Genomic DNA, 25,723 nt, shown 5'->3' on the forward strand with positions numbered 1-25,723 from the left:
ATAATTAAGTCATACAAGCATAAAGCAATTCAATGAGAAATTGAAGATACGAATTCAATTATTGAGCTAAATATCTTTGAAAGATTAAGGCCCTAAATAGAATCGACTTAAATATTAATTAAATAGTCTCTCGGAATTATGAGTGATTATTATAGTCCTATCGGGGTAGCGTACATTAAAAAGTGAATATTATCCAAAGATTTACAGAGAATGTGGAATATTAATAAAAATGAGCATAACTAATAGACATAGCTGCCGCTATGTTTTAAAATAATTATGTATTGATTAAGCGGCTTGCAAAATCAATTTTTTGAGATCTGACTCAAAAGGCAGATCCCAGGCATCGAGATGTTGTAGCATCAAGATGTTATAGAGGCGGCAGTACCACATCTTAGTAGAGCGGTGTCTGCCGCTTTCTAATAGAAAGTCTATTTTTTGTCGTTTATTAGAACGTTCTACGGAAGTTCTTGAATTATATTCTACTTTCCATTCTTTACTATCCCTTGGTGGGATGTTTATCAATCTTGGATTATCTTTCATTGCCAGATGCACCGTTCTCCCGTATTTGGAATCAGAACAAGGGTGTTCGCAGGAACATCCATACTTTCTACTTGTTAGAGGACAATGGAATTTGATACGGTGTTTCTTTTTTTCAACACCATCACGATTCATCTTACGGCCTGCTTTGCAGACGGGAATACCATCTTTACCAATGATAAAATCATCTTTATATTTAACTTTGATGCCACGTTTCTCATTCAAGTCAATAAACGGAGTTATTCCTTATTGCTTGAAGTATTCATAAAATGGCATGGCATCATGAGCAGAGTCGAGAATAATTTTGTCTATTTTAAAGTCATGAAGTAAACTTTTCATGAAAAAACGCATGGAGAAATCCATGGGAGTCATGCCTTGAGGCTGGCCCAAACAAAGGGAATACTGGAAGATCACTATCAGAATCAGATGCAACAAACATGTAGAGATCATATCCATGATAAAAACAGTCTCTTGATGAATCCCAGCCGATGTCACAGTCAGGCTGAGAAAAGAATCTATCGCAAGTACAGTCAGTAATACCTTTGGAAATACAATCACATACACGGTGTTTTCGTTCTCTTGCAGAGGTAGCGACTGGTGTGCCATCACCTGCAAGAGCTAAGTTCTCTGTATTGATCAGTCCCTTTTGTATAGAAAGATTAAGAAACTCATTTTTATATAAATTAAAAAGGGAACTATAAGGTTGTTCATCACTTAAAAAAGATACTCCTTGTAATTCTTTTAATAGTTGTTCTACTGTTGTCTTTTCAACTGGATCAGCTTTTAAACCTTTCTTTTTAGGTTTTTTTACAGAAGTTTTTAAAGGTTGTAACTGAGATGAAAGATTGTTATTATCAGAATCCCATAAGCGGCTAAAGAAGTCATAAAAAGTACCAACACCAGGAGTGTCGCCTACTTCAAATCCGCTCAATATAGCATAAAGAGGGTTGATCTTAAGTTGTGCAACCCAATCAGTTACTGAAGTAACTTTAAAATCAATAGATAAAAGATATGATCTATGCATACAAGAAGGATTTCTCGGCTTCGGACCGAAAATGGAATATTTATTTTTCAGATGTATTTCAGTATATGAGAGGTCTAGGTTCCAGAAACGATCAATGATATCCCAGGTAGAACGCGCGATAGCATCCGGATTAGGATAATATTTACGAAGCATTTCAACAACAAATTTTTGATAGGCGGAATGGCCGCCAGAGTAAACAGGTAACATTAAAAATCTCCTCCAATCGAAAAATATACCTTGTATTTAAGGGGCGCGTAGCGCCGCATTTTTCGATATTTTTGTCAAGTGCTTTTAACAAAAAAGTGGGGGATTTCAATAAAAAAGGAATCTTTAAGCCAGATAAATCAAGGCTTAAAGATTCCGAGAGATTATTTAAGCTTTAAGGAGTGATACATTATGTATAAGCTTATAGCTATAGATATGGATGGTACTTTATTAAAAGATGATAAGACAATTACCTTGAAGAATAAAGAGGCTTTAGCTAAAGCAAATAGCTTAGGGGTAAAGATAGTTCTAACATCAGGACGACCTGTTCAAGGCATAAAGAATTACTTGGAGGAATTAAACCTTATAGGAAAAGATGATTATGTAATAAGCTTAAATGGAGCTCTTATATGCAGATGTGAAGACTACTCAGTGCTAAGCAGTAATGAAACTTTGAATGGAAAAGATTTAAAATATATCTTCAATAAGGTTAAAGACTTAGGTGCCTACGTTCATGCCTTCAAAGAAAGAGAGGACTTAGTAAATGTTGAAAGTAAGTTCTCTAAAAATGAGGAAAAGAGAATAAACCTTAAGGTAAGAGCAGTTGACTTTATGAAAGATGTTCAGGATGATGAGGAGATTCTTAAGGTGGTTTTAGAAGAAGAAAAGGAAGTATTGGACAGAGTTCAGGGTCAACTTCCTAAAGAATTATTTGAAGAGTTTTCGGTAATTAGAAGCCTTGACTTCATGATAGAGTTTATGAAAAAGGGTTGTAATAAAGCTACTGGAATAGAAAAGTTGGCTCAGCATCTAGGCATTGATAGTTCTGAAATAATTGCCATAGGTGATGCGGTAAATGACAAAGAGATGATAGGGTATGCTGGCCTTGGAGTGGCTATGGGCAATGCTGAAGAAGATATTAAGAATATAGCGGACTTTGTCACAAAGAGTAATGAGGAAGATGGCGTAGCCTATGCAATTGAAAAGTTTATAGGCTAATCTCAATTTAGAGGTACAAAGGATATGAAAGTAATTTAAGTAAATAAGAAGTATAATCTTTGATAGAAAGTTAAATAGTTTTTTATTAATAGATAGAGCTTCATTAAACAAGGAGGATTTATTATGAAACTAGGTATTGTTGGATCAGGTGTGATAGTTAAAGACTTTTTATCCACTGCTCATGAAATAAAGGATTTAGAATTAGCAGCTATTTGTGGGAGAGAAAGCTCTAAGGATGCTATGGAAGAGCTAAAAAATAAATATGGTATTGGAAATATATTTTTAAACTATGAGGAGTTTCTTGCATCAGATTTGGATGCTATCTACATAGCGTTGCCTAACAATCTACACTTTTCTTATGCAAAAGAGGCACTAGAAGCTAATAAAAATGTAATAGTTGAAAAGCCTTTTACAACAACTTATAAGGAAGCACAGATATTAAGTGATATGGCAAGAGAAAGAAAGTTGTTCTTATTTGAAGCTATAACAACTCAGTATCTTCCTAATTACAAAAAAATAAAAGAGTTAGTTCCGAGCTTAGGAAATATAAAAATTGTTCAATGCAATTACTCACAGTATTCAAGTAGATATAATAGCTTTAAGGAAGGCAAAATATTACCTGCCTTTGATCCTAAGTTCTCAGGTGGAGCACTTATGGACTTGAATATTTACAATGTACACTATGTAGTAGGGTTGTTTGGAAAGCCTGTAAATGTTGAGTATTATCCCAATATAGATAAGGGAATAGATACCTCTGGAATACTTATGCTAGACTATGGAAAGTTTAAAGCGGTATGTGTAGGTGCAAAGGACTGTAAGGCACCTATAGCAAACAATATTCAAGGGGATGAAGGCTGTATCTATCAAGATTCTCCTGCCAATACTTGCTTGAAATTTGAAGTTCTAATGAATGATGGTACTAGTTCCACAGTAAATGAAAATAATTATAATCACCGCATGGTCAATGAGTTTATCGAGTTTTCAGATATGATAAAAAATAATGACTTAGAAGGCTGTTATAAGATGTTAGATCATAGTTTAATTGTTTGTGAGGTACAAAATACTGCTAGAAACAAAGCTGGATTGATATTCCCTGCAGATAAAGAGGTAGAATAAGCTTATAACTATTTAATAACTGTTTAGCTGTATTTATAAAAATATTATTGAAGTGAGTTGCTTTATTGAGTATCTAGTAGTAGGAATGTATTACTAGATACATTTATTTATAATAAAATCAAATAGAAAATCAGGTCCTTCTTGAAATAAACTTCTAAATGAAGTTATATCTTTATTAGTATCATTGTAGTAGTCTATTATTGCAAATAACCCTGAAATAGCTCCGAACTTGTCCCAAAACGCTCCACTGTTAGCTCGTTCTAGTATACTTTCCTTATAAGTATTATTGTTAGTGTTGAGCTCAGAAATTAATGTGTCGTACGAGTTTTTTCTATGGAGAATCATATCAGCACTATACCAGTTAAGTGTTAACACATCTTCTTTGAAGGATAATAAGTGAGCAATGCCCTCATCAAACACAATATGTTTTAGTATATCAGTTGTAGAGGCATCCTTACACGGAAGCGGATAGATTTCATTAGTAATAATATGAGATATTTCGTGAGTTAAAAAGCTTATGACTATTTCAGATAATCTATTAATATCATCAGTGTAGCTACTAATTCTATTTAGATCTAGTATTATTGCATTACTGCCTAGAGGAGATTTTCTTACCATTGCATCGAAAGGATAAGGGGAACCTACAATTAAGTATATATAAGTGTATTCTGGTATGCAGGCATCTTGAAAAAATTCTTTCCATAATGTGTGGTTAAGAGGTTTGAAGTTTTTTATTTTTTCTAAAACAATATCATATACATACCTTAATTTATCTATATTTGTATTTTCTAAATCATCCATTAGGTATTTACCTTCTACAATAGAGGTGAATATCCAATGATCTTTTATAGAGTTCAAGGACTTTTCTTCTAGATAGACATCTATTATTTCTGTATCAATTATCATATATATCCTCCTAATTAATTACAGCAATGAACTTATTTGTTTATTATATAAATACCATTATAGCAGCATAAAACCACTTTTGAAATCTATGCAGCTAAATAATATATTTTATATCAGTGACTTTAAGGCTAAGAATAAACTGGAATCAATGGCAGTAATACATCCTTTCATTTTAGCCATCAGTATATTAGTATAAGGGTGAGCATCATACTACTGCATCCCCCTAAATAGATAAATATGCTTAGTTATAATTTTCTGCTATTATGATTTGTAATCGATGGCAGTTCGTAATAGCAGAGTTTTTCCTAGGTGTAGTAACCAAAACTGTATCACTTATATATTGAGGCTATTTTTAAAGCAAGTTCTATCTACTATATAAAGCTTTGAAAGATAGCAACAAGTGCAAACTGATACACTATAAAATGGAGAAAAGGAGTACTTATGATGAAAATGCCGAAAAAGTTAATGATGTTTGCAGTATCCTTTAGTACTGTGTTATGCATTACAAGTGCCATTAACTTTAAAACAGCTTTCGCAGCTACCTTACCAGAAAAGGTTTTAATAATAAATGAGAGGACAGGCCTTCAGCTTCATATGGATGCTAATAATAACATAGGTTCTTGGAATGATCCAAAGAATACAGCAAATCAGTGGATTCTAAGACCTATAGGTAATTATTATAATATAATAAATGTTAAGTCAAACTTACAGCTTCATTTAGATTCAAGTAACAATTTTAGAGCATATAATGATGAACAAAATACATCAAACATGTGGGATATAGTCAGTGTAGGTAATGATTATTATGTTATAAAAAATGTTAGGACAGGTCTTCAACTTCATCTTACTAGTACAAATAAGATAGGGGCTTATAATGATGATCAAAATAAGTCTAATCACTGGAAGCTAGAAGATAATCTTGATGCAGAGGTAAAGGTTCACGATATTGATACTCCAGCTGTGCAGCAAAAGCAAGAAGATAACAGAGGTCAAAATGTTATTGATTATGCAAAGAACTTTTTAGGAACTCCTTATGCATATGGAGGTACAACCCCTAGAGGCTTTGATTGCTCTGGGTTTACTCAATACGTATACAATAACTTTGGACAAACTATAGGAAGAACAACTTATAATCAAGTAAATTCTGGACAAGCAGTTTCTAGAGATAACCTAAAACCAGGAGATTTAGTTTTTACTGATCCTGGACATGTTGGGATGTATGTAGGAGATAATCAAATGATACATGCACCGTACCCTGGAGCTAAGATTAGAATAGAAGGTATATGGAAGTTTTATGCTGGAAGAAGAATTATGAATTAGTTTAAGCTGCAAGTTTTATATCAATAGTCAGGTAACCTATTTCTCTTCAGTAAATATAATAAAGGGACACTTAATTTACTGGAGGAAGAAAAAATGCACTTGTTATCGGCGATTCTATTTGCTTTCTCATCCAATATAGACAACCTTACCGTTGGGATAGCATATGGGATAAAGAAAACTAAAATTCAATTGAGCAGCAATATACTTATAGCTATAATTACATCCATAGGAACCTTTCTATCCATGACCATAGGTAGATTAATAACTAGTATAATATCAGTAAGAGTTGCAAACTCCTTAGGAAGTATAATACTCGTAGCTATAGGTTTATGGTTCATTTTTGACTTTATAAGAAATGAAAGAAAAAATTATAATAAGTCACTAAATACGGAAAGTTCTGAGGTATCAGGCTATAAAAAGATAATGGAATCACCTGAAATTGCAGATGTAGACCATTCAGGTTATATAGATGTTAAAGAGGCTGTATCACTGGCTCTTGCACTAACTATCAACAATCTTGGGACTGGGGTTGCAGCTAGTATAACTGGTATCAATATACCTATTACCGTAGCAGCAACCTTTATATTTAGTATATTTACTCTAGAAGCTGGAGGCATAATAGGTAATAGCGCCTTCTCTAAAATCTTTGGCAAATATGCTAATTTTGTTTCAGGTGTTATTATAGTTATTCTTGGAGTATATGAGATGTTTGTATAAAATATAGTAATTGAATAGGCACTAAACTATAGGGTTCTACTATGAAGACTTAAGTTTGCATGTTGAAAAATAATGAACCTATGAACTTTAAGCGTGCATAATTCAATAGTTGAAGTTTGAGACCTATATATGGAACCTTTATGAAAAATAAAATTATACTTGTTATAAAATCCAGGCTTCTGGGGATTTTGTGGCATGTATAAATTAATAGTTAAAGTTGGTTCCCTATACTTGTACCGAGATAAGTTATTTCTTTAAGCATTCTTGTTAAAGTATCTTATGACTGAATACTTAAGTTCAGCAGGGGACATTAATAGAGCCTAAATAAAAGCCATGCATATAAGGAATATAGTTTTCCTTATATGCATGGCTCTCATTTTTATATTAGGGTTTTAGTAAGTGTTAAAGATTCTAATCATGTAGTAAGTAATATTTTATAGTTTGGCTATGTTTAATAATATTGTTGAAATTAAGTGGTTGTGAAGGAGAGGCTATATGAGAAAGCTACTATAATTAAAGCCTCGGATGGCTGACCACTTAATTTCAGCACAGTACTTTACTACTTTAACAGCGCCTATAGTCTATGACCCTACAAATTGTCCGCCATCTACATGAATTATTTGTCCAGTAGTATAAGTGGAGTCTTCTGAAGCTAGGTATACATAAGTTGGACCGAGCTCCACAGGCTGACCGGCTCTTTTCATAGGTGTATCTAAGCCAAAGGAGGTGATTTGCTCCGCTGACCAGCTAGAGGGTTGAAGTGGAGTCCAGAAGGGGCCAGGTGCGACACCATTTACTCTTATTCCTTTATCTACAAGTGAAAGAGCTAAGGACCTTGTAAAGCTTGCAATAGCACCTTTTGTACTTGAGTAGTCAATAAGTTCCTTGTTGCCTGCATAAGCGGTTACAGAAGTAGTATTTATTATTGTACTTCCACTGTTTAGATGAGGCAGTACTGCTTTGGTTAAGTAAAACATGGAGTATATATTTGTCCTAAAGGTGTCGTCAAGTTGCTGGGCACTTATATCTAATATGCTTTCTTGTGGAAACTGAACTCCAGCATTGTTAACAAGTATGTCTATATGTCCTAACTTATCTAGTGTTATATTAACTATATCTTTTGAAAAAGCTTCTTCTCTTAGGTCACCAGGAATTAAGATACATCTTCTTCCCTTAGACTCTATAATTGTTTTTATCTCATTTGCGTCTTGATGCTCATTAAAATATACTATGGCAATGTCAGCGCCTTCTTTAGCAAAGGCTAGAGCAACAGCTCTTCCTATACCACTATCACCGCCGGTTATTATAGCAACCTTATCCTTAAGCTTGCAGCTTCCTACATAATCAGGATTGTCAAATATAGGTCTAGGATGCATAAGGTATTCTAACCCTGGCTGTACTGGCTGATGTTGTGGTGGAAAAGTTATTGGGACTTGCTTGCACTGAACTTTTTGTCCCATGTACGGATAATAAAGAATCAAGTTTCTACCTCCAAAAAAAACGTGCTTACAATATCATATGTAAGACACGTCAAAATGGAATAATATTTATGCTTTTTTAATAAGCCTTCTTGATAGATGTATAATCTCAGAAAATACTATTACTGAGAAAGTATATCCTATTATCTTTAGCCACATAACTATTGATAGAGGAGAGGTCTTAAATAGTTCTCCACCAAATTGAGTTATTAATATCTGTAGTACAAAAGTCCCACTCATCATTATCAGCATAGGTTTATTATTAAGCAAGTTAGTAAATATGCTTTCATCTCCTAGTTCTCTTGAGTTAAAGGAGTTGAACAGTTGGAACATTACAAAGGTGGTAAAGATTATACTAGGTTGCTCACTTACAGTACCACCAAGTACTTTTTTATCTATAAGCAATGCAAGCATGAGTACTATATAAAGTCCATTGGTAAGTATGGTTGTAAGCATGTTTTTTGTTATTATGCTAGCATCTCTTTTTACTGGTTCCTTATCCATTAGGTGTTTTCTTAGGGCCTCAAGACCTAAAGATAATGCTGGAGGACCATCCATTATTAGGTTAACCCATAAAAGTTGTATAGTAGTAAAGGGTAGTGGTAGTTCTAATATTTCGCAGATAATTACTATAAGTACCGCAACTAGATTTACAGTTAACTGAAATTGAATGAACCTTTGGAAGTTTTCGTAGATGCCGCGTCCCCATTCAATGGCTTTAACTATGGTTGAGAAGGAATCATCTAAAAGTACTATATCACTAGCTTCTTTGGATACTTCAGTGCCCGTAATTCCCATGGCTATTCCTACGTCAGCATTTTTTAAAGCTGGAGCATCGTTTATTCCATCGCCTGTAACAGCAACAACCCCTCCAACTTTCTTTATGAGATTTACTATTCTCATTTTTGTGATAGGTTTACTTCTAGCAATTACCACTATATTATCTAATATTTTAATAAGCTCATCATCTGACATTTCATCAATATCCTGAGCATCGATGATTATGCTGTCTTCTTTTACTACATCTAACTGCTTAGCAATAGAAGTAGCAGTTACTATATTGTCTCCAGTAAGTATTTTTAAGCTTATTCCTGATTTCTTACATTTCTCAACAGCTTCAAACACATCTTCTCTTAAAGGGTCAGCTATGGAAACAAAGCCATCAAAGATCATAGCTTGTTCTATCTTGTTCTGAACAGAAGACCAATCATCATGATTATTTAAATATGTTCTATGGGAAAAGGCTAATATTCTTTTAGCTTCTTTTTGTAATTTAGTTATTTCACTGGTTATCTTTTCTCTTAGTTCTTCAGTTAAAATCTCTACCTTATCGTTTATGATGATTTTATTACATAAAGAAATAATTTTTTCAGGACTTCCTTTGGAGTATATATTATAATTGTTATCTTCTAATGTTACCGTAGTCATAGATTTCTTTTCAGAACTAAAAGGATATTGAAAAACTATGCTAGAGGCATTACGTATATCTGTATAACTTATATATTCGCTTTCCTGCGAACTGTATTTTGAACATTTGCCTTGGCATACAGAGCTGTGAAGCTCATAGTGTGGGCAGCGTTTTGGATTTACAGAGCAAACAGTGTCAGTAAATGCTTTTAAAAGAGAGCATTCTGTTGGGTTACCTATGAATTTTATTTGTCCATCTTTTATGTTGATATCGGCAGTGCTGTTTACAGTAAAGTTTTCTATCATAAATCTGCTTTTAAGTTCAGTTGGTGTCATTAGATTTCCATTATTCCAAACATCTATAACAGACATCTGATTTTTTGTAAGTGTTCCAGTTTTATCAGAACAAATAACGTTTATACAGCCTACAGTTTCACAAGCTACTAGTTTCTTTACTAGAGCATTGGTTCTGGCCATCTTAATTATATTTAAAGCTAAGGTCATAGCTACTATTGTTGGAAGACCTTCAGGTACAGCCGCAACAATAAGTGCTACACTTGTCATAAATGCATTTTGAACTGTATCAAAAGAGATATTGTTATGGACATATATTTTAAAAATCTCATAGAAAAATATTAATGCAGATATCACCACTCCTATTACTGATATAGCCTTAGCTAGTTTATCAAGTTTTTCTTGAAGTGGAGTAGACTTGGACATGGTCTTTTTTAGCTCTGAGGCTATATTACCCATCTCAGTACTATCTCCAACTGCAGTTACGATTGCAGTAGCTTGTCCATAGTTAACAAAGGTACCAGCAAAGATCATATTGCTTCTCTCTGAAAGTGGCACTTTTGAGTTAGAGGAGATTTCATCATAATGCTTACTTACAGCTATGCTTTCACCTGTTAGCATTGATTCATCAACTTTTAATTGGAGACATTCTATTATTCTAGCATCGGCAGGTATCTTGTCTCCAGTTTCTACTTTTATAATATCTCCGACTACTATATCTTTTTTATTTATGTATTGAATAATACCATTTCTTAATACCTTAACTTTTATATCTTCATTGATATTGTTAAGGGCTTCAAAGGCTTTTTCAGATCTTCCTTCCATGATAATTTGGATGCTTACAGAAAGGGTTATGGCAACTAATATACCAATACTTTCAGTAAACTCTGCATGTAAGCCTTGAAGGTGTTTATAGATATTCATACCTATAGTTATCATAGCTGCTATCATAAGTATAAATATCATCGGCTCTGATAGTGCTTCCAGTATCTTTTTTGAAAGAGATACCTTTTCAGTAGGTGAAAATTGATTTTTACCGTACTTTTCTTCGCTTTTAATTACTTGGGTGTCAGTAAGTCCCTGATCGCTGTTCAAGTTAAAGTGATCAAGGATTTCTTCAACTGGTTCTTGGAAAAACTCCATTTCATCCTCTCCTTAATGACTATTTGTGGTGTTGTATTTATGAAAGCTGGGACTTTAATAAATACAATAAATTTAGATTGGGCAAACAAAAAATATATGATTAAGCTTATTATTTAAATAGGAAACCTACCACTACCTTAAATAATAGCACTTAACATAGACAAAATAAAAAAGACTCATAATACAATAATCCATCTAAAAAAGATGGTCTCGTATTAAAAGTCTCACAGTGACAAACGTCATGATAAAGCCAGGTTAAAAGAAACCATTATGTTGACTTTATCTCCCTTACGGGTAGTTACTCCCTTTTAAAGATATTAACTTTTAAGAATATAGCTTTACTTTTATAAAATAAATAGCAATAAAGCTAAGAATTTAGTGATATTTTATAACCACTTCTATTATTATATTTAATTAATTTGTAACTGTCAACGAAATGTAAATCTTTTCGCGCATATTTATGCATAGTTTTATTTTTTACTATTTACCACAAATAGCTACTGAAAAGCCTTTATATTGCTAGGTTTAGCTAAGAAAAAATAATTTCATAAACAGTAAAAAAAAAGCCGCATTTATAAAAAATATAAATGCGACCTATTAATGCGAATATATACTAAATATCACTAATATTTAAAAAGACCTTTTAAACAAAAATCTTTCCAAATTACTTCGTAGCAGTGATAAGTAGTTAATCACTAAAACTGTGAAACATATTTCTAAAAAGAAGCAATAAAACGCTCAGATTAAAAAGAACTTGTATGTCCGTGGCTATGTGAGTTCATGAATGATGCTCCAGTTGATCCTAGATTTGAGCCCATATTTGAACTTCCTTGTTGCTGTCCGCCATATTGTTGTTGCTGTTGTTGCTGTTGTTGCTGCTGAGTTTGTTGAAGTTGTTGAAGTTGTTGCTGTTGTTGTTGTTCTCCTTGGCTCATTTGATTTAATTGTTGTTGAGTTTGCTCTATTAGCTGACTCATCTGTGCAAGGGTCTGATTTGATTGTAAGAACTGGCTAGCCTTGCTTAAATCGTTCATAGCACTTGTTATTGAAGATTGTAACTGTTGTTGAGTTTGCATTTGTTGTTGCTGAGTTTGTTGTTTGAAATCCTTTATTTGTTGTTGTAGATCAGTTATAACTTTATTTCCTTGATTGCTTTGTTGGCTACTTTGAGACTGACCACCTTGAGATTGTTGTGATCCAGACATTGAGCTTTGTTGTTTTAATTGATTTAAAGTGCTTGACATAGCGCTTAATTGATCTTTTAAGCCTGTGATTTCAGCACCTATTTCAGCATCATTTTTTTTGCTATCAACATAGTTCTCTATTACTTTTTTACTTTTTTCGTCCATCACCAATCACTCCTTTTAATTATTTGCTACGAAAATATCTTAACCACTATAAAATACAAATATACTGGTGTTGTTTCTACTAATTAAATGAGTATATTGGTAAATTTAAAAAAATTATTAAATTTCACATTTGCCGTCAGAACAGCTTCCTGCATCAGTTTCTTCATCATCAGATTTTTTTGAAAGGAACTCTATAACTGGTGAGGAAAGTTCTTCTTTTCTTACTTTTTCAAGAACATCTAAAAATAACTCAGATGGTTGTGCTCCAGATACAGCATATTTATTATTAAATACAAAGAAAGGTACTCCAGTTATTCTTAAATTAGAAGTTCTTTCTTCATCTCTTCTAACTTCTGAAGAATATTTATCAGATGAAAGAACTTCTAAAGCTTCTTTATAGTTTAAACCAACTTCTTCTGCAAGTGTTGCCAATACTTGATGATCAGATATTAAAAGTGAGTCTACGAAGTAGGCTTTTAATATTCTTTCTGATAACTCATTCATTTTTCCTTCAGTGTTTGCATAGTGACATAATCTATGAGCATCAAAAGTATTAGTTGGTTTTAGAGCTTCAAAATTATAATTTAAACCAAGAGTTTTAGCTTGTTCTATTAATTGATTATTTGATCCTTTAGCTTGTTCAACTGATATTCCATATTTTTTAGCTATTAACTGATCAATATTTTCCTCATAGCTTTTCTTTGCAGATGGGTCAAGCTCGAAGCTTTTAAAAACTAATTCAACCTCATCCTTATATTCAAATTTATCTAATGCATTTTCTAGCCTTCTTTTTCCTATATAACAAAATGGACATGCAAAATCAGACCATATTTCTATTTTCATTTCTATTCCTCCTATTGTCCTCATAGCTACTATTTTAATTTTCTTAAAATTAAGATATACAGGTCTTATAAAAGATGTATGGATGTTAAAGAGTAAAACTGTACTGTTCGAACGTAGTGAGTTTACAGTTTTAGCCGTGGAATATGAAAAAATCATATTAATTCTTTGTGTAAGCTCATCTAAGCATCGGAATACTAACCACTTAATTAACATGGTAGTTTAACAGAGCCGAAATTAAAAGTATACATGAGGTTTATTTATAATTTAATGATATTATAGTCCATTAAATTTCAATACTCAATGGTATAAAAAGGAACCCATAGGGGGTATATTATTTTAATAATATTTTTGAAGATAGTCCTTGGAACTAATTAGTGACAATATAAATTAATGGTAAATTATAGATAGTTCAATTTGTATATAAAGTTCAAAGGTTCATATGATAAGGTTATTGACGTAAAAAAACAAATTTTATAAAGTAAGCAAATTTTGTTAGGAGTTGAGATAAATCAATTAGTTTCTTCAAAATAGATATCCATTGATGTATAATTTATAAATAGATATTTAGTTTTAAATTGGGGAAGGCATACAACAGTTTTAAAACACCTACTAAAACCCACTAAAATATATTGGAATATTGTTAGTTTTATGTTGTCATAATATGTGTAAAGAGGTGATAGCATGAAGTATTATACAATTGGTCAATTCTCAAAATTAGTGGGAAAAAGTATTCAAACTTTAAGATTGTTGGATAATGAAGGAAAGTTAAAACCACATCATATAACAGAAGGTGGACACCGTTATTATTCTGAACAACAAATTAATCAAGTTTTGCAAGTGCCAATTGTTAAGAGAACTAAAAAAGTAATTGGATATTGTAGAGTATCAAGTAATAAACAAAAAGATGATTTAGCAAGACAGGTTGCTGAGATTTGGGTTTGAAATAATAGAAAATCTATGTAATAAGTATGGGACTGATATCGAAATAATAGATAACACTGAAAAAACAGAAGAACAGGAATTAGTTGAGGATTTAATTCAAATTGTTACAGTTTTTAGTTGTAGGTTGCAAGGCAAAAGAGCCAATAAAGCAAAGAAAATGATTAAGGAGCTGTTAGAGAATGATACTGGCGAAGAAAGTTAGAATTATTCCGAATATAGAGCAAGAACAAAAATTATGGCAGTCTGTTGGTACTGCAAGATATATTTATAATTGGACGCTTGCAAGACAAGAAGAAAATCACAAAAATGGTGGCAAGTTTATAAAAGATGAAGATTTAAGAAAAGAATTAACTATTTTAAAGAAATCAGAACTTAACTGGCTTAATGAAGTATCTAATAATGTAGCAAAACAGGCTGTAAAAGATGGTTGTAATGCTTATAAAAATTTCTTTAAAGGGTTAGCTGATAAACCAAGATTTAAGAGCAGAAGAAAAAGCAAACCTTCATTCTATAATGATACAGATAAACTAAAAGTTAAAGAAAATTTAGTATTAATTGAAAAAGTAGGTTGGATTAAAACAGTAGAGCAAATACCTACAGATATTAAATATATTAATCCAAGAATAAGTTTTGACGGTAAGTTTTGGTATATATCTATAGGCATAGAAAAAGAAGAAACTATATCAGAAATACAGATATATCAATAGGTGTGGATTTGGGATTAAAAGATTTAGCAATAGTTTCAAATATAGATAAACCATTTAAAAATATTAACAAAGCTAAAGAAGTGAAAAGACTAAAAAAGAAGTTAAAAAGAAAGCAGAAACAAGTTTCAAGAAAATATGAAGATGGAAAAATTCGAATAGGAAAGGAAGGTGAAAACCGTTATAAATTTACTAAAACTAATAATATTAAAAAACTCGAAAGAGAATTAAAACTTATTCAAAGAAGGCTTTCAAATATACGTTTAAATCATATTCATCAAATAACAACTGCAATAGTGAAAACCAAGCCAAGCAGAATAGTTGTTGAAGATTTAAATGTAAAGGGGATGCTTAAAAATAAACACTTATCAAAGGCTATACAAGAACAATGTTTCCATAAGTTTATTAGTATCTTAGAATATAAAAGTAAATTTAATGGCATTGAATTTGTAAAAGCAGATAGGTTTTATCCTTCAAGCAAAACTTGTTCTTGTTGTGGCGCAATAAAGAAAGATTTAAAACTTAAAGACAGAGTTTTTGTTTGTCCATCATGTAATGCTCAGATGGATAGGGACAAAAATGCTTCAATAAATCTTTCAAGGTATAAAAAATTAGCATAATATCACTAACAAGATAGTGCTGATATGTACTGTGCGTTACGCAGGATTTTAAGCCTTTGGAGCAACATATCAAACTGGAGTAGTCTTATGACAAAACAGGTTGCGTTGAATAAGGAATAAATCTCTAAATATTAGATTTTAGTAGATTTTATGTAACGGAATAATTTAATATATGGGGAATGAAGAGCTGAAAATTGTTAATACAGTGTGTTCAAAGAACTGTTTTGCTACTTGTCCGTTAAAGGTATATGTAAAAGATGATAAGGTTGTAAAGGTAGAAGGACATGATAATAATCCTATAACTAGAGGAAAAATATGTACTAAAGGCAGGGTGTATCCTGAGATTGTAAATAGTAAAGAAAGACTTCTATATCCGTTAAAGAGAGTAGGTATAAGGGGAGAAGGAAAGTTTGAAAGAATATCCTGGGATGAAGCCTTAGAACTTATATATAGTAAACTAAATACCTTAAGACAAGCACATGGTCCTGAATCGGTACTTTATTATCAGGGAAGCGGTAACTTTGGAGTTATGAGAAGATATGCTTATGGTTTTTGGTATCAATTTGGTGGATATACAGGAACTGTAGGTGATCTCTGTGATCCTGCTGCTGAAGAAGGAATGAAATATAGTTATGGGTGGAGGATACAAAACTCTTTAGATGATTTATTAAATAGTAAGCTCATAATATTGTGGGGAGGAAATCCTGCGCATACCAATATACATGCCATGTATTTTATAAATGAGGCAGTAAAAAATGGAGCAAAGCTAATAACTATTGATCCAAGAAAAAATGAATCTAGCAACAAAAGTAATCTGCATATATACCCTAGAGGTGGAACTGATGGACTACTTGCCATAGGTATAGCAAAGCTACTGATAGAAAAGGGACTGACAGACTATGATTTTATAGATAAATACACTTATGGATTTGATAAATATGAAGAGTTTTTAAAAGCTTACACCCTTGAACAGGTATGTGACATAACTGAAGTTCCATTGGAAGAATTAAATAAAATAGCTGACTTGATAGCTGAATATCCAAAGTATGCAATGATAATGGGCTATGGGTTCCAACGTTATAGTAATGGTGGACAAACTATAAGAGCAGTTTCTTTGCTGCCTGCAATCACAGGAAGTATTGGAGAAAGTGGCTGTGGCATATATTGTGGGGAGAGTAGAGGCGGTATACTTCAGTGGCCGTATTTACCTGAGAAGCCTGAAGAAATAAGACTTGCTATACCTAAGGGAAAGATAGCAAGTGAAATAGAAACTTTAGATTTGCCCAAAATAAAAGCTATGTGGGTAGAAAAAGCAAATCCCCTTACTAGTAATCCTAATTTGACAAAATTAAAGGATACGCTTAAAGGCTTAGAGTTTATTGTGGTATCGGAGAATTTTCTTACAGATACAGCAAAGTTCGCTGATATTGTACTTCCAGCAGCATCTTTTTTAGAAGAAGATGACTTGGTTGCCGCATATGGACATCCTTATGTTCAATTAAAGCAGAGAACTGTAAATCCTCCAGGGGAGTGCAAGACAGACAGGGAGATTTATAGACTTCTGGGTGAGAAGTTTAACTTTGATATGAAGTACCTGCCACAGGATGATATAGAAATATTAAATAAGGTATTAGAGAGTAGCTCTATGAATACAACCTTAGAGGAAATGAAGGAGAAGCCTTATCTTGTAGAAGATTACGATGATATAGCCTTTAGAAATAAAGACTTTAAAACTACCAGTGGAAAGATAGAGTTTTACTCGGAAGACATAGCTAGAGAGTGGGGCGTTAGTCCGCTACCAATTTATGAAGAACCAGAAGAAAGCAAGTACTCAAGTAAAGCAGATTATTTGAAGTATCCGCTTCAACTGATTACAGCTCATAGCTTAGAAAGAATAAACTCTCAATTTACTGAAAGTGAAAGGCTCACTGAATTGTTCACTCCAGTTGTTCACATAAATACAATTGATGCAAAGGCAAGAAATATAGCAAGTGGAGATAAGGTTAGAGTGTACAATAGCAGAGGAGAAATTTTTATAAAGGCTAAGGTGATTGAGGGGATAAAGCATGGGGCTATAAACATTTTTGAAGGTTTATCATCTAAGACGGGAATATCAATAAATACTCTGTTAGAAGATAGGATTACTGATATGGGCTATGGGACTTCATATCATACATGCCTTGTAGAAATTGAGAAATTAAATGGCTAATAAAAAATATAGTACCTCATAGGATTTCTTCATATAAGTTCAGTAAAGCAATATCTGTAAAAAAGAAATAATACTCGTCTGCCATATTCTTCTCACATATGTTTGAAAAGGCAGATATGCAAAAAGTCCCTGAAGATCACTTCAAGGACTTTTTTGAATACAACCTATTTTCTTCTATTTTCAAATTTATCAACTAATTCTTGAAGCATTCTAGAAGTTGATTCAAGTTTCTCAGATATATCAAACATTTGCTCTAAATGCTTATTTTGCTCTATTATTGATTGAGCGGTTTCTTTGGTCTTATTAGAGTTGTTATCTGCATGTTCTGCCACTTGCTCAATAGAGCTTGTTACTTCTTCTGCAGCGGAAGAAACATCTTGAGATATGACCGCTACCTTAGAAACATCTTCTTTTACCACATCTATTGCTAAAAGAATGTTATTAAAGGTTTTTCCAGTTTCATTAACAACTTCTATACCAGTATGAACATCACTGATACCTATATTCATAGCCTTGTTTGCATTATTGATATTTTCTTGTACGCTTTTTATCATATCTGAAATCTTTATAGCAGAACCCTGAGATTCTTCTGCAAGCTTTCTAACTTCATCAGCTACCACTGCAAAGCCTCTTCCACTCTCTCCAGCTCTAGCAGCTTCTATTGCAGCATTAAGCGCTAGTAGGTTAGTTTGCTCTGCTATAGAGCTTATTACTTGAACTACTTGATCTATGTCTTTAGATTGTTTGCTGAATACTTCTAAGATTTCAGCTACATTTCCTACAGAAGCGTCAATTGAGTTCATTTGCTTAACTACTTGCTTTATCGCATTTTCTCCATCTTTTGCTTCCTTAACTGTTTCTATAGTTTTTACAGAAGCTCTTTCAGAAGCAGAAGCTATATCGAAAATTCCTCTTGATACTTCAGCTAAGGCTTTTGAGCTTTCTGAAGTATAGTTGTATTGGTTTAAGCTAGCATCTTCTATATGTTTCATAGCAAAGTTAATGTCGTTAGAAGTACTTAAGCTATTTTTAACACTTCCAGATAGACTTTCTGAATAACCAGCTATATCATTTATTGTTTTTCCTAAGTTAACAAGGATTTCCTCAAGCTCCTCTTTCTTCTTCATACCTTCATCACTAAGAGAGGCTTCATTCTTTTTATTACTAGAAATCATAAATATAGTAGCTACGCTAGTTAGTATCAAGAATATTGCATGTAGCAATAACATTTGGAATGGATAGTGATGTGAACCACAAATTAGTTCAGGGAATAAGAAATATCCTCCAAGGTGTTGGACAGCAAATATTATTGTACTTATCAATATGTAATTTATATTATCGTAGTAAGCAATCATCGCTATAACCATGAATATTGAAAAATGATATTCAACTAAGCCATTTCCCACTGCTATTATTGCAATACTAGAAAAGGTTAAAGTAAGTGTTAATAATAAAGGAATGCTTTTATGCTCTGTGCTCTTAAATTTATATAGGTAAAAAGCTGTACCTAACAGTATTACTGGAACTAGTGCAATTAAATAAGATATTACAACACTGCTATTTGAGATTGTTGACATATCATCCATAGTAAAGAATGATAAAAACCTACCTAATATGGCTACTAATAAAATCAGGAACACTGTAGAAAGAGAAAGTTTTAACATTAAGTTGTTCTTCAAAGATTTTGTCATTTGTTTACCCCCAACTAATAAATAGTATATAGGATAATTATCGAGATAATAAATAAATGCTAAAGTAGAAAAGCATAGAATATTATAAAAATAAGAGCTTAATTTCTACGGATAAATTGAAGTTATATAAACTATTGGAATTATATAACGAATATAATAAAATATAGATATGAGTTATATAGAAATCTCTGGAAGTATTGACGTTTTATTAGGACAATAATTAATAAGACTTAATAATTAATAAATTGAGGTAGAGATATATGGTTAATATAGGTATTGATTTAGGCACTACTAACAGTCTAGTGTCATATTGGACGGAACAAGGTCCAGTTATTATTCCAAATTCTTTAGGTGAGAGACTAACTCCTTCCGTAGTAAGTGTGGATGATAATGGAGAAATTTTGGTAGGACAAATTGCTAAGGAGAGACAGATATTCCACCCAGAAAGTAGTGCTTCTGTATTTAAAAGAAATATGGGAAGCAAGAAGGTATATAAGCTTTTAGATAAGGAGTTTTTGCCAGAAGAGTTGTCAGCACTTATATTAAAGTCTTTAAAGGAGGATGCTGAGAGATTTTTGGGGATTCCAGTAACAGAAGCTGTTATAAGTGTACCAGCTTATTTTAGTGATAGCCAAAGAAAGGCTACTCAGAGAGCTGGAGAGCTTGCTGGACTTAGAGTAGAAAGACTTGTAACTGAACCTACCGCAGCAGCACTTGCTTATGGTCTCCATAATACTAAATCCGATACTAAGTTTTTAGTATTTGACTTAGGAGGAGGGACCTTTGATGTATCCATACTTGAGTTATTCAACAACATAATGGAAGTTAGAGCAGTTGCTGGAGACAATTACTTAGGTGGAGAAGACTTCACAGAGGCATTGGCTGCTATGTTTTTGAAACACCATAACAAAAAGAGTGATGAAATAAATGACAAAGACTACTCCTTATTAAAGAAGGAAGCAGAAGTTGGGAAGAGAGCCTTCTCTGACAGTAGAATAGTAACCTTAAGTTCAAAAGTAGATAATGAGTTACTAGAATGTGAAGTTTCCCTTGATGACTATGAAAAGTCAGTAAAGGGGCTTTTAAATAGACTTAGAGAACCAGTGGAAAGAGCTTTAAGTGATGCTTCTTTAAGAATAAGTGACATTGATTCAATATTACTAGTGGGTGGAGCAACAAAACTGCCTATAATAAGAAGCTTTGTAAGTAAGCTTTTTGGAAAGTTAGCTTATATAAATATAAATCCTGATGAAGTAGTTGCACTAGGCGCAGCAGTTCAAGCGGCGCTAAAAGGAAAGAATGCTGCTTTTAAAGAAATAATACTTACAGATGTGTGTCCGTATACCCTTGGTACTACTGTATCAGTGAGAAAGTCTCATGGACAGTTTGAAAGTGGACACTTCCTCCCTATAATCGAAAGAAATACAACTATACCTGTAAGTAAAGTAGAGAGATTATATACAGTTTATGACAATCAAAAGGTAATAAATGTAGAGATACTTCAGGGGGAATCACGTTTATCAAAGGACAATATTTATCTTGGAGAGCTTAATATATCAGTACCATCAGCATCAGCAGGTAATGAAGCTATAGATGTTAGATATACCTACGACATTAATGGTATATTAGAGGTAGAAGTAACGGTGGTATCAACTGGAACAAAGAAAACCGTAGTTATTGAAAAGAATCCAGGTCATATGACTAAGGAAGAAATAGCTACAAGAATGGAAGCCTTGGCAAGCCTTAAAATACATCCTAGAGAAAATCATGAAAATAAGCTAATAATAACTAGAGGAGAGAGACTGTTCGAGGAAAACTTAGGAGAGGCAAGGCAAGAGATTGGAAGGCTTATAAGAGAGTTTGAAGAGATTCTGGAAAGACAAGATCTGAAAGAGATTAAGGACGCAAGAGTACGTGTAAAGAACATATTTGATTCAATAGATACTAAGGGGGATTTTTAGATGGATTGTTTTGAGGTTCTAGGTATTGAAAAGACAGAGGATATTAATGAGATAAGAAAGGCTTATTCAAGTCTTTTAACAAAGTATTCGCCAGAACAAGATCCAGAAGGTTTTAAACAGCTGAGAGCAGCCTATGAGGAAGCTTGCAATATAGCAAAAGAGTCAGAAAGTAAAGCTAAACAAGAGCTATCACCAGTAGATGAATTCATGGAGGAATTTAAAGCATGTTATAAAGACTTTGAAAAAAGACTTAGCAGCGATCAATGGACAGAACTATTAGAAAAAGATATATGCTATAACATAGATACTGCTTCGGAAATTAGCAGTAAAGTTTTAACCTTTCTAATGGACAATTATAACTTTCCAAATCAAGTTTGGAAGTTGTTTGATAGTTATTTTTCCTGGACTTCAAAGAAAGATAATCTATATAGAGATTTCCCTAAGAACTTTATTGACTTTGTTATATATAAGATTGATAAAGGAAGTACCTTTCGCTACGACTATCTAAAAGATTGTATACCTGGACAAGAGGATGAATTTATATCTAAATATAATAAAGTCTCAAATGCCTTAGATGATTATGATTTATATACTGCTTGTAAAAACATAGCTTCAGCTAAGGATATTTGTCCTAATCACCCGGATCTTATCATATTGGAAGCAAGATACTATATGCTAAAGGGCAGACTTAATGAAGCAAAGGATTTGCTTTCTCAGGTAATATCAAAGGATGAAAAAGACATCGATGGATACTTTTATAGAGCTGAGATTAGTAACAGAGTTGGAGAGTTAAAAGAGGCTTATAATGACTATGCTAAGGTTTTAGAAATAAAGCCAGATGATGTCGGAGCCTTATATGCACTAGGAAAATGTTGTATAAACCTAAATCAGTATGAGGAAGCTATTAAGTATTTGGAAAAGGTAGATGAAATATATCAATATAGAAATGATATAAATATAATACTAACTTCTGCTTATAATTTTTATATAGATGATATATTAAATAAGCTAGAGGAAGACAATCTAAACCAAGCTTTAAGGTATAGACTTGCTGAAGCATATTTTAGAACTTCAAAAACAGAAGAAAGTTATGATATCTTAAAGGAGTTAAGACAAGAAAACGGCTTTACAGAAGATATGTACTGTCTTCTTTGTCAGGTGTTGATTAAATTGAACAATGAAGAATTAGCGTACACCACTGTTTGTGAAGGCGTAGAATTATTTAGAAATAACTATGAACTTAATTTCTTAAAAGCAGATATGCTAGACAGATTTGGTAAGTATGAAGAGGCGCTTGCTCAGTATGATAGAGCAATAAGTATAAAGAATGACAGCTGCGCCGCATATAACAATAAGGCATATGTGTTTAATATTTTAAGAAATTATAATGAAGCTCTAAAGTGTGCAGATAAAGCCATAGAGTTAGATCCTCATATGGCTCATGCTTACAAGAATAAAGCTGAAGCTCTTTTAGGCTTAGAGCTTTATGAAGACTGCTTTGAAGCATGTAACTTAGCCCTTAATAAATATCAATATCTACTAGAAGCTTATATCATAAAAATAAAAGCCTTTACTGCGGTGAATTTATATGATGAGGCTTTAGATACCTATAATAAAGCAAGTGATTTAGGCTTTAAGGATAGTAAGTTATATCACTGCAAAGCAAGAGTACTGATGAGATTACGAAGATATGAAGAGGCAGCAGACTACTGCGACTATGCCCTTGAACTAGACGAAAATAATGATGAATATTACTACTTAAAAGGTTTATGCTACTACTATATCGACAAGTATGAAGAAGCCATAAATGCTTTTGATAAGGCAATTGAGATAAACGTTAATAATGGAGGCTCCTATTACTATAAGGTTCAGTGTCTTCTAAGTGAATCTAGAGAAGAGGAAGCTTTAAACTTATTAAACACAGTGCTTGAACTTCAAGATATTCAGTTTAAAGATAGTTTCTATGAATTAAAAGGAAATATCATGGAGAGAAGAAATGATTATAATCAGGCTCTTGATTTATATAAAAAGGCCATAACTAGTGATCCTAACTATGCACCATATTATTATGCTGCTGGTCATATATTTAATGAATTAGAAAACTATGAAGAAGCACTTAGATACTTCTATAAGTCTATAGAGTTAGATCCAGACCAGAGAAATTGCTATGTAAACATAAGTTACTCCTTGTATTGCCTAGGAAAATATGAAGCTTGTATAGAGAATTGCAATAAGGCTTTAGAAATTGATCCTGATTATACTGTGGCTCATCAAAATAAAGGATGGTCTTACTATAAGCTTGAAAAAATAGCAGAAGCAGAAAAAGAATGCAGCGCAGCTTTAAAGTTAGATGGAAATAACCTAGATATACTTTTACTAAAGCTTAGACTGCTTAATTATAAAGGGCTTTATCAAGAAGCGTTGTTGGTTTGTGATAGGATGCTAGAGATAGATGCTCACAACACTTCAGCTATAGAAGCAAAGCAGGAATTGATGAAAAAGGTTAGCGGAGAGAGCAACCAAAAGAAGGGGTTATTCAAATCTCTGTTTAATAAATAATGACTCTGTTAAAGCACTATTTTGAAATTAAATGGTTAATCAGCAGATGATTTAATGAGCCTACGAAAGAAAGTATTATATAGAAAATAGACTGCCTCAGAGTGTTAAAAATCTGAGGCAGTCTATTTTAATATTAGGCCAATATAGTACGATTAACTTTAGACATAAATTCTATTTAAACAAAGTAGTGTATGCTTGAAGTCTATTGGATATCCAAATGCATATCACCTTTTTTAATAAGTCCAGATTTTTTCATTGTAAAATAAATTGGAAGAATTATAGCTGACGGAATTATCACACCAGTCAATACAAAGATTAAGATTCCTTTAACTCCTTGATTAGCAATTATATTAAGTGGAGCTATAAGGGAGTTAAGTCCAAGTCCTGCCAGTTCATAACTGGAAGAGAATTTGAATAAAACTGTAGCTATTGGTGCAGCTATTACTGAGGCTATAAAAGTTGGGATTATAATCTTAGGATTTTTTATTATATTTGGAAACTGTACCTTAGGAGTTATAAGTCCTTGAGCTATGTTTGTTCCCGCTTCATTTTCTCTGAAAGACATCAATGTAAATCCAACAAACTGAACTGTACATCCTATGAGGGCAGCTGCACTGGATACAGGATCTAGCTTAAGTGCAATAGCTATTGCTGCAGAGGATGCAGGTGTCATAAGTAAAATGCTCCAAGCAAGAGATACTAAAGCGGAGCCTATAAACGGCGATATCTTAACTGAGTATGCAATTTGTGCACTTAGCCAGTTCAAAGCTGGAGTAGTAACAGCAGCAAGTCCAAGACCAGAAATACCACCTACAACAACAGCTGCAAAAGGTATTGCCATCATATCAAGACGAGTTTTTCCAGCTACTGCTTTACCTACAAATATTGCTACTAAAGCAGCAACTACTGCGCTTATAGGCTGACCGGATACAAATATAAGTCCAGCAGGAGTGATCTTTACAGCATTTGCACCTACTGTTGACGCGATCATTGAACTAAATATTATAAGAGTGTTACCACCAAGTTGATAAGCCACTCCAGCACCTATAGCTGGTGCAAGCATTGATTTTGCAATGGTACCTATACCTATAAAAGCTGGCCAGTGAATAAACTTACCTATAGTTTCACATAAAAGTCCTATTCCAAGCATAACAAGTACTGCATTCGCAATTCCTGCCGCTGCTTTATATGCTAAATCTTTTGCAGATTCTTTTGTCTCTTCTGGTACAAGAGTTTCTTCGTATGTTACATCAGTTAAATTTGTTTTAGTGCTTTCCATAATAAATTGCCCCTTTCAAATAAAAAATATAAAAATAATTAATACAAATAAAAAGATAAATAAAAAAATCCTTTGCCCTTATAAAAACATAAGGGCGAAGGATTATATTCGCGGTACCACCTTAATTACAACAAAAAGTTGTATCTCAAATCAGTTCAAATATGTATAACTACATACTTAAAACCTAGCCTTTATATCGGAGGCAAACGTCTAAGTTTACTATAAATTCAACTTAAAAGCTCTGGAGTGATAGGATAATATTCTTACTAACACCAACTCTCAGCATCCATTGGTTCTCTGTAATTAGTACGTTAAATATTACAATGAATCTACATTAGTAGAAGCATTATCTCCGTCATTGCGTTTATCATATTATCAGTATTTTTATATAGTATAACCTCATATTGTTAATATGTCTATG

The 25,723-nt window shown here is 32.8% G+C and carries 16 protein-coding genes and 2 pseudogenes; 9 read left to right on the forward strand and 9 right to left on the reverse strand.

Going from position 1 to position 25,723, the window contains the following annotated elements:
• Window positions 1-285: 285 nt before the first annotated feature.
• Together C1I91_RS28725 and C1I91_RS28730 are read right to left on the reverse strand one after the other, a co-directional pair.
• Window positions 286-762 carry a hypothetical protein gene (locus C1I91_RS28725; protein WP_238475936.1) on the reverse strand — a complete coding sequence of 159 codons (477 nt, stop codon included), beginning with the start codon at window positions 760-762 and terminating at the stop codon, window positions 286-288.
• A gap of 94 nt (window positions 763-856) precedes the next feature.
• Window positions 857-1,714 (reverse strand): hypothetical protein, encoded by an 858-nt coding sequence (locus C1I91_RS28730; RefSeq protein WP_238475937.1) that lies wholly within the window; start codon window positions 1,712-1,714, stop codon window positions 857-859.
• Between the two features lie 243 nt (window positions 1,715-1,957).
• Between C1I91_RS28730 and C1I91_RS06710 the strand changes: the two genes are divergently transcribed.
• Window positions 1,958-2,764, forward strand: coding sequence for a Cof-type HAD-IIB family hydrolase (locus C1I91_RS06710; RefSeq protein WP_128212171.1), 807 nt, complete (start codon window positions 1,958-1,960; stop codon window positions 2,762-2,764).
• A 123-nt stretch (window positions 2,765-2,887) separates the two neighbouring features.
• A complete protein-coding gene (locus C1I91_RS06715) occupies window positions 2,888-3,880 on the forward strand; it encodes a Gfo/Idh/MocA family protein (RefSeq protein ID WP_128212172.1) in 993 nt (330 codons plus the stop codon).
• A 93-nt stretch (window positions 3,881-3,973) separates the two neighbouring features.
• Here the strand turns inward: C1I91_RS06715 and C1I91_RS06720 are convergent, their stop codons facing one another.
• Window positions 3,974-4,786 carry a hypothetical protein gene (locus tag C1I91_RS06720; RefSeq protein WP_128212173.1) on the reverse strand — a complete coding sequence of 271 codons (813 nt, stop codon included), beginning with the start codon at window positions 4,784-4,786 and terminating at the stop codon, window positions 3,974-3,976.
• Window positions 4,787-5,227: 441 nt separating this feature from the next.
• On the opposite strand from C1I91_RS06720, the gene C1I91_RS06725 reads away from it, so the two are divergent.
• Together C1I91_RS06725 and ytaF are read left to right on the forward strand one after the other, a co-directional pair.
• Window positions 5,228-6,106 (forward strand): NlpC/P60 family protein, encoded by an 879-nt coding sequence (locus tag C1I91_RS06725; RefSeq protein WP_128212174.1) that lies wholly within the window; start codon window positions 5,228-5,230, stop codon window positions 6,104-6,106.
• A 93-nt stretch (window positions 6,107-6,199) separates the two neighbouring features.
• Entirely contained in the window at window positions 6,200-6,823 is a 624-nt protein-coding gene (gene ytaF / locus C1I91_RS06730) for a sporulation membrane protein YtaF (RefSeq protein WP_238475938.1), read from the forward strand.
• Between the two features lie 581 nt (window positions 6,824-7,404).
• Here the strand turns inward: ytaF and C1I91_RS06735 are convergent.
• From C1I91_RS06735 to C1I91_RS06745, 4 genes are all read right to left on the reverse strand, one after another.
• On the reverse strand, window positions 7,405-8,304 hold the full coding sequence (locus C1I91_RS06735; protein WP_128212176.1) for an SDR family oxidoreductase: 900 nt from the start codon (window positions 8,302-8,304) through the stop codon (window positions 7,405-7,407).
• A 66-nt stretch (window positions 8,305-8,370) separates the two neighbouring features.
• Window positions 8,371-11,145, reverse strand: coding sequence for a cation-translocating P-type ATPase (locus tag C1I91_RS06740; protein WP_128212177.1), 2,775 nt, complete (start codon window positions 11,143-11,145; stop codon window positions 8,371-8,373).
• Window positions 11,146-11,888: 743 nt separating this feature from the next.
• Window positions 11,889-12,494: a hypothetical protein gene (locus C1I91_RS28080; RefSeq protein ID WP_164880473.1), complete on the reverse strand. Its 606-nt coding sequence runs from the start codon at window positions 12,492-12,494 to the stop codon at window positions 11,889-11,891.
• Between the two features lie 117 nt (window positions 12,495-12,611).
• Window positions 12,612-13,337: a DsbA family oxidoreductase gene (locus C1I91_RS06745; RefSeq protein WP_128212178.1), complete on the reverse strand. Its 726-nt coding sequence runs from the start codon at window positions 13,335-13,337 to the stop codon at window positions 12,612-12,614.
• A 681-nt stretch (window positions 13,338-14,018) separates the two neighbouring features.
• Here C1I91_RS06745 and C1I91_RS06750 point away from each other — a divergent pair.
• The 3 genes and pseudogenes from C1I91_RS06750 to C1I91_RS06760 all read left to right on the forward strand — a co-directional run bounded on the left by C1I91_RS06750 (window position 14,019) and on the right by C1I91_RS06760 (window position 17,812).
• Window positions 14,019-14,481: pseudogene (locus C1I91_RS06750) on the forward strand (MerR family DNA-binding transcriptional regulator).
• Window positions 14,459-15,603 (forward strand): annotated as a pseudogene (locus C1I91_RS06755) (RNA-guided endonuclease InsQ/TnpB family protein). Before C1I91_RS06750 ends, C1I91_RS06755 begins: the two co-directional pseudogenes overlap by 23 nt.
• A 172-nt stretch (window positions 15,604-15,775) precedes the next feature.
• Complete coding sequence (locus tag C1I91_RS06760) at window positions 15,776-17,812, forward strand: molybdopterin-containing oxidoreductase family protein (protein WP_128212179.1); 2,037 nt, start codon at window positions 15,776-15,778, stop codon at window positions 17,810-17,812.
• A gap of 164 nt (window positions 17,813-17,976) precedes the next feature.
• On the opposite strand, the gene C1I91_RS06765 is transcribed toward C1I91_RS06760, so the two are convergent.
• Entirely contained in the window at window positions 17,977-19,503 is a 1,527-nt protein-coding gene (locus C1I91_RS06765) for a methyl-accepting chemotaxis protein (protein ID WP_128212180.1), read from the reverse strand.
• Between the two features lie 260 nt (window positions 19,504-19,763).
• Between C1I91_RS06765 and C1I91_RS06770 the strand changes: the two genes are divergently transcribed.
• Both C1I91_RS06770 and C1I91_RS06775 read left to right on the forward strand, forming a co-directional pair.
• Complete coding sequence (locus C1I91_RS06770; protein ID WP_128212181.1) at window positions 19,764-21,464, forward strand: molecular chaperone HscC; 1,701 nt, start codon at window positions 19,764-19,766, stop codon at window positions 21,462-21,464.
• Window positions 21,465-24,023, forward strand: coding sequence for a tetratricopeptide repeat protein (locus tag C1I91_RS06775; RefSeq protein WP_128212182.1), 2,559 nt, complete (start codon window positions 21,465-21,467; stop codon window positions 24,021-24,023).
• A 202-nt stretch (window positions 24,024-24,225) separates the two neighbouring features.
• Here C1I91_RS06775 and C1I91_RS06780 read toward each other — a convergent pair whose 3' ends face one another.
• A complete protein-coding gene (locus C1I91_RS06780; RefSeq protein ID WP_128212183.1) occupies window positions 24,226-25,302 on the reverse strand; it encodes a PTS sugar transporter subunit IIC in 1,077 nt (358 codons plus the stop codon).
• Window positions 25,303-25,723: the final 421 nt, after the last annotated feature.

The organism is Clostridium manihotivorum (assembly GCF_004015185.1).
GTDB lineage: Bacteria > Bacillota > Clostridia > Clostridiales > Clostridiaceae > Clostridium_AR > Clostridium_AR manihotivorum.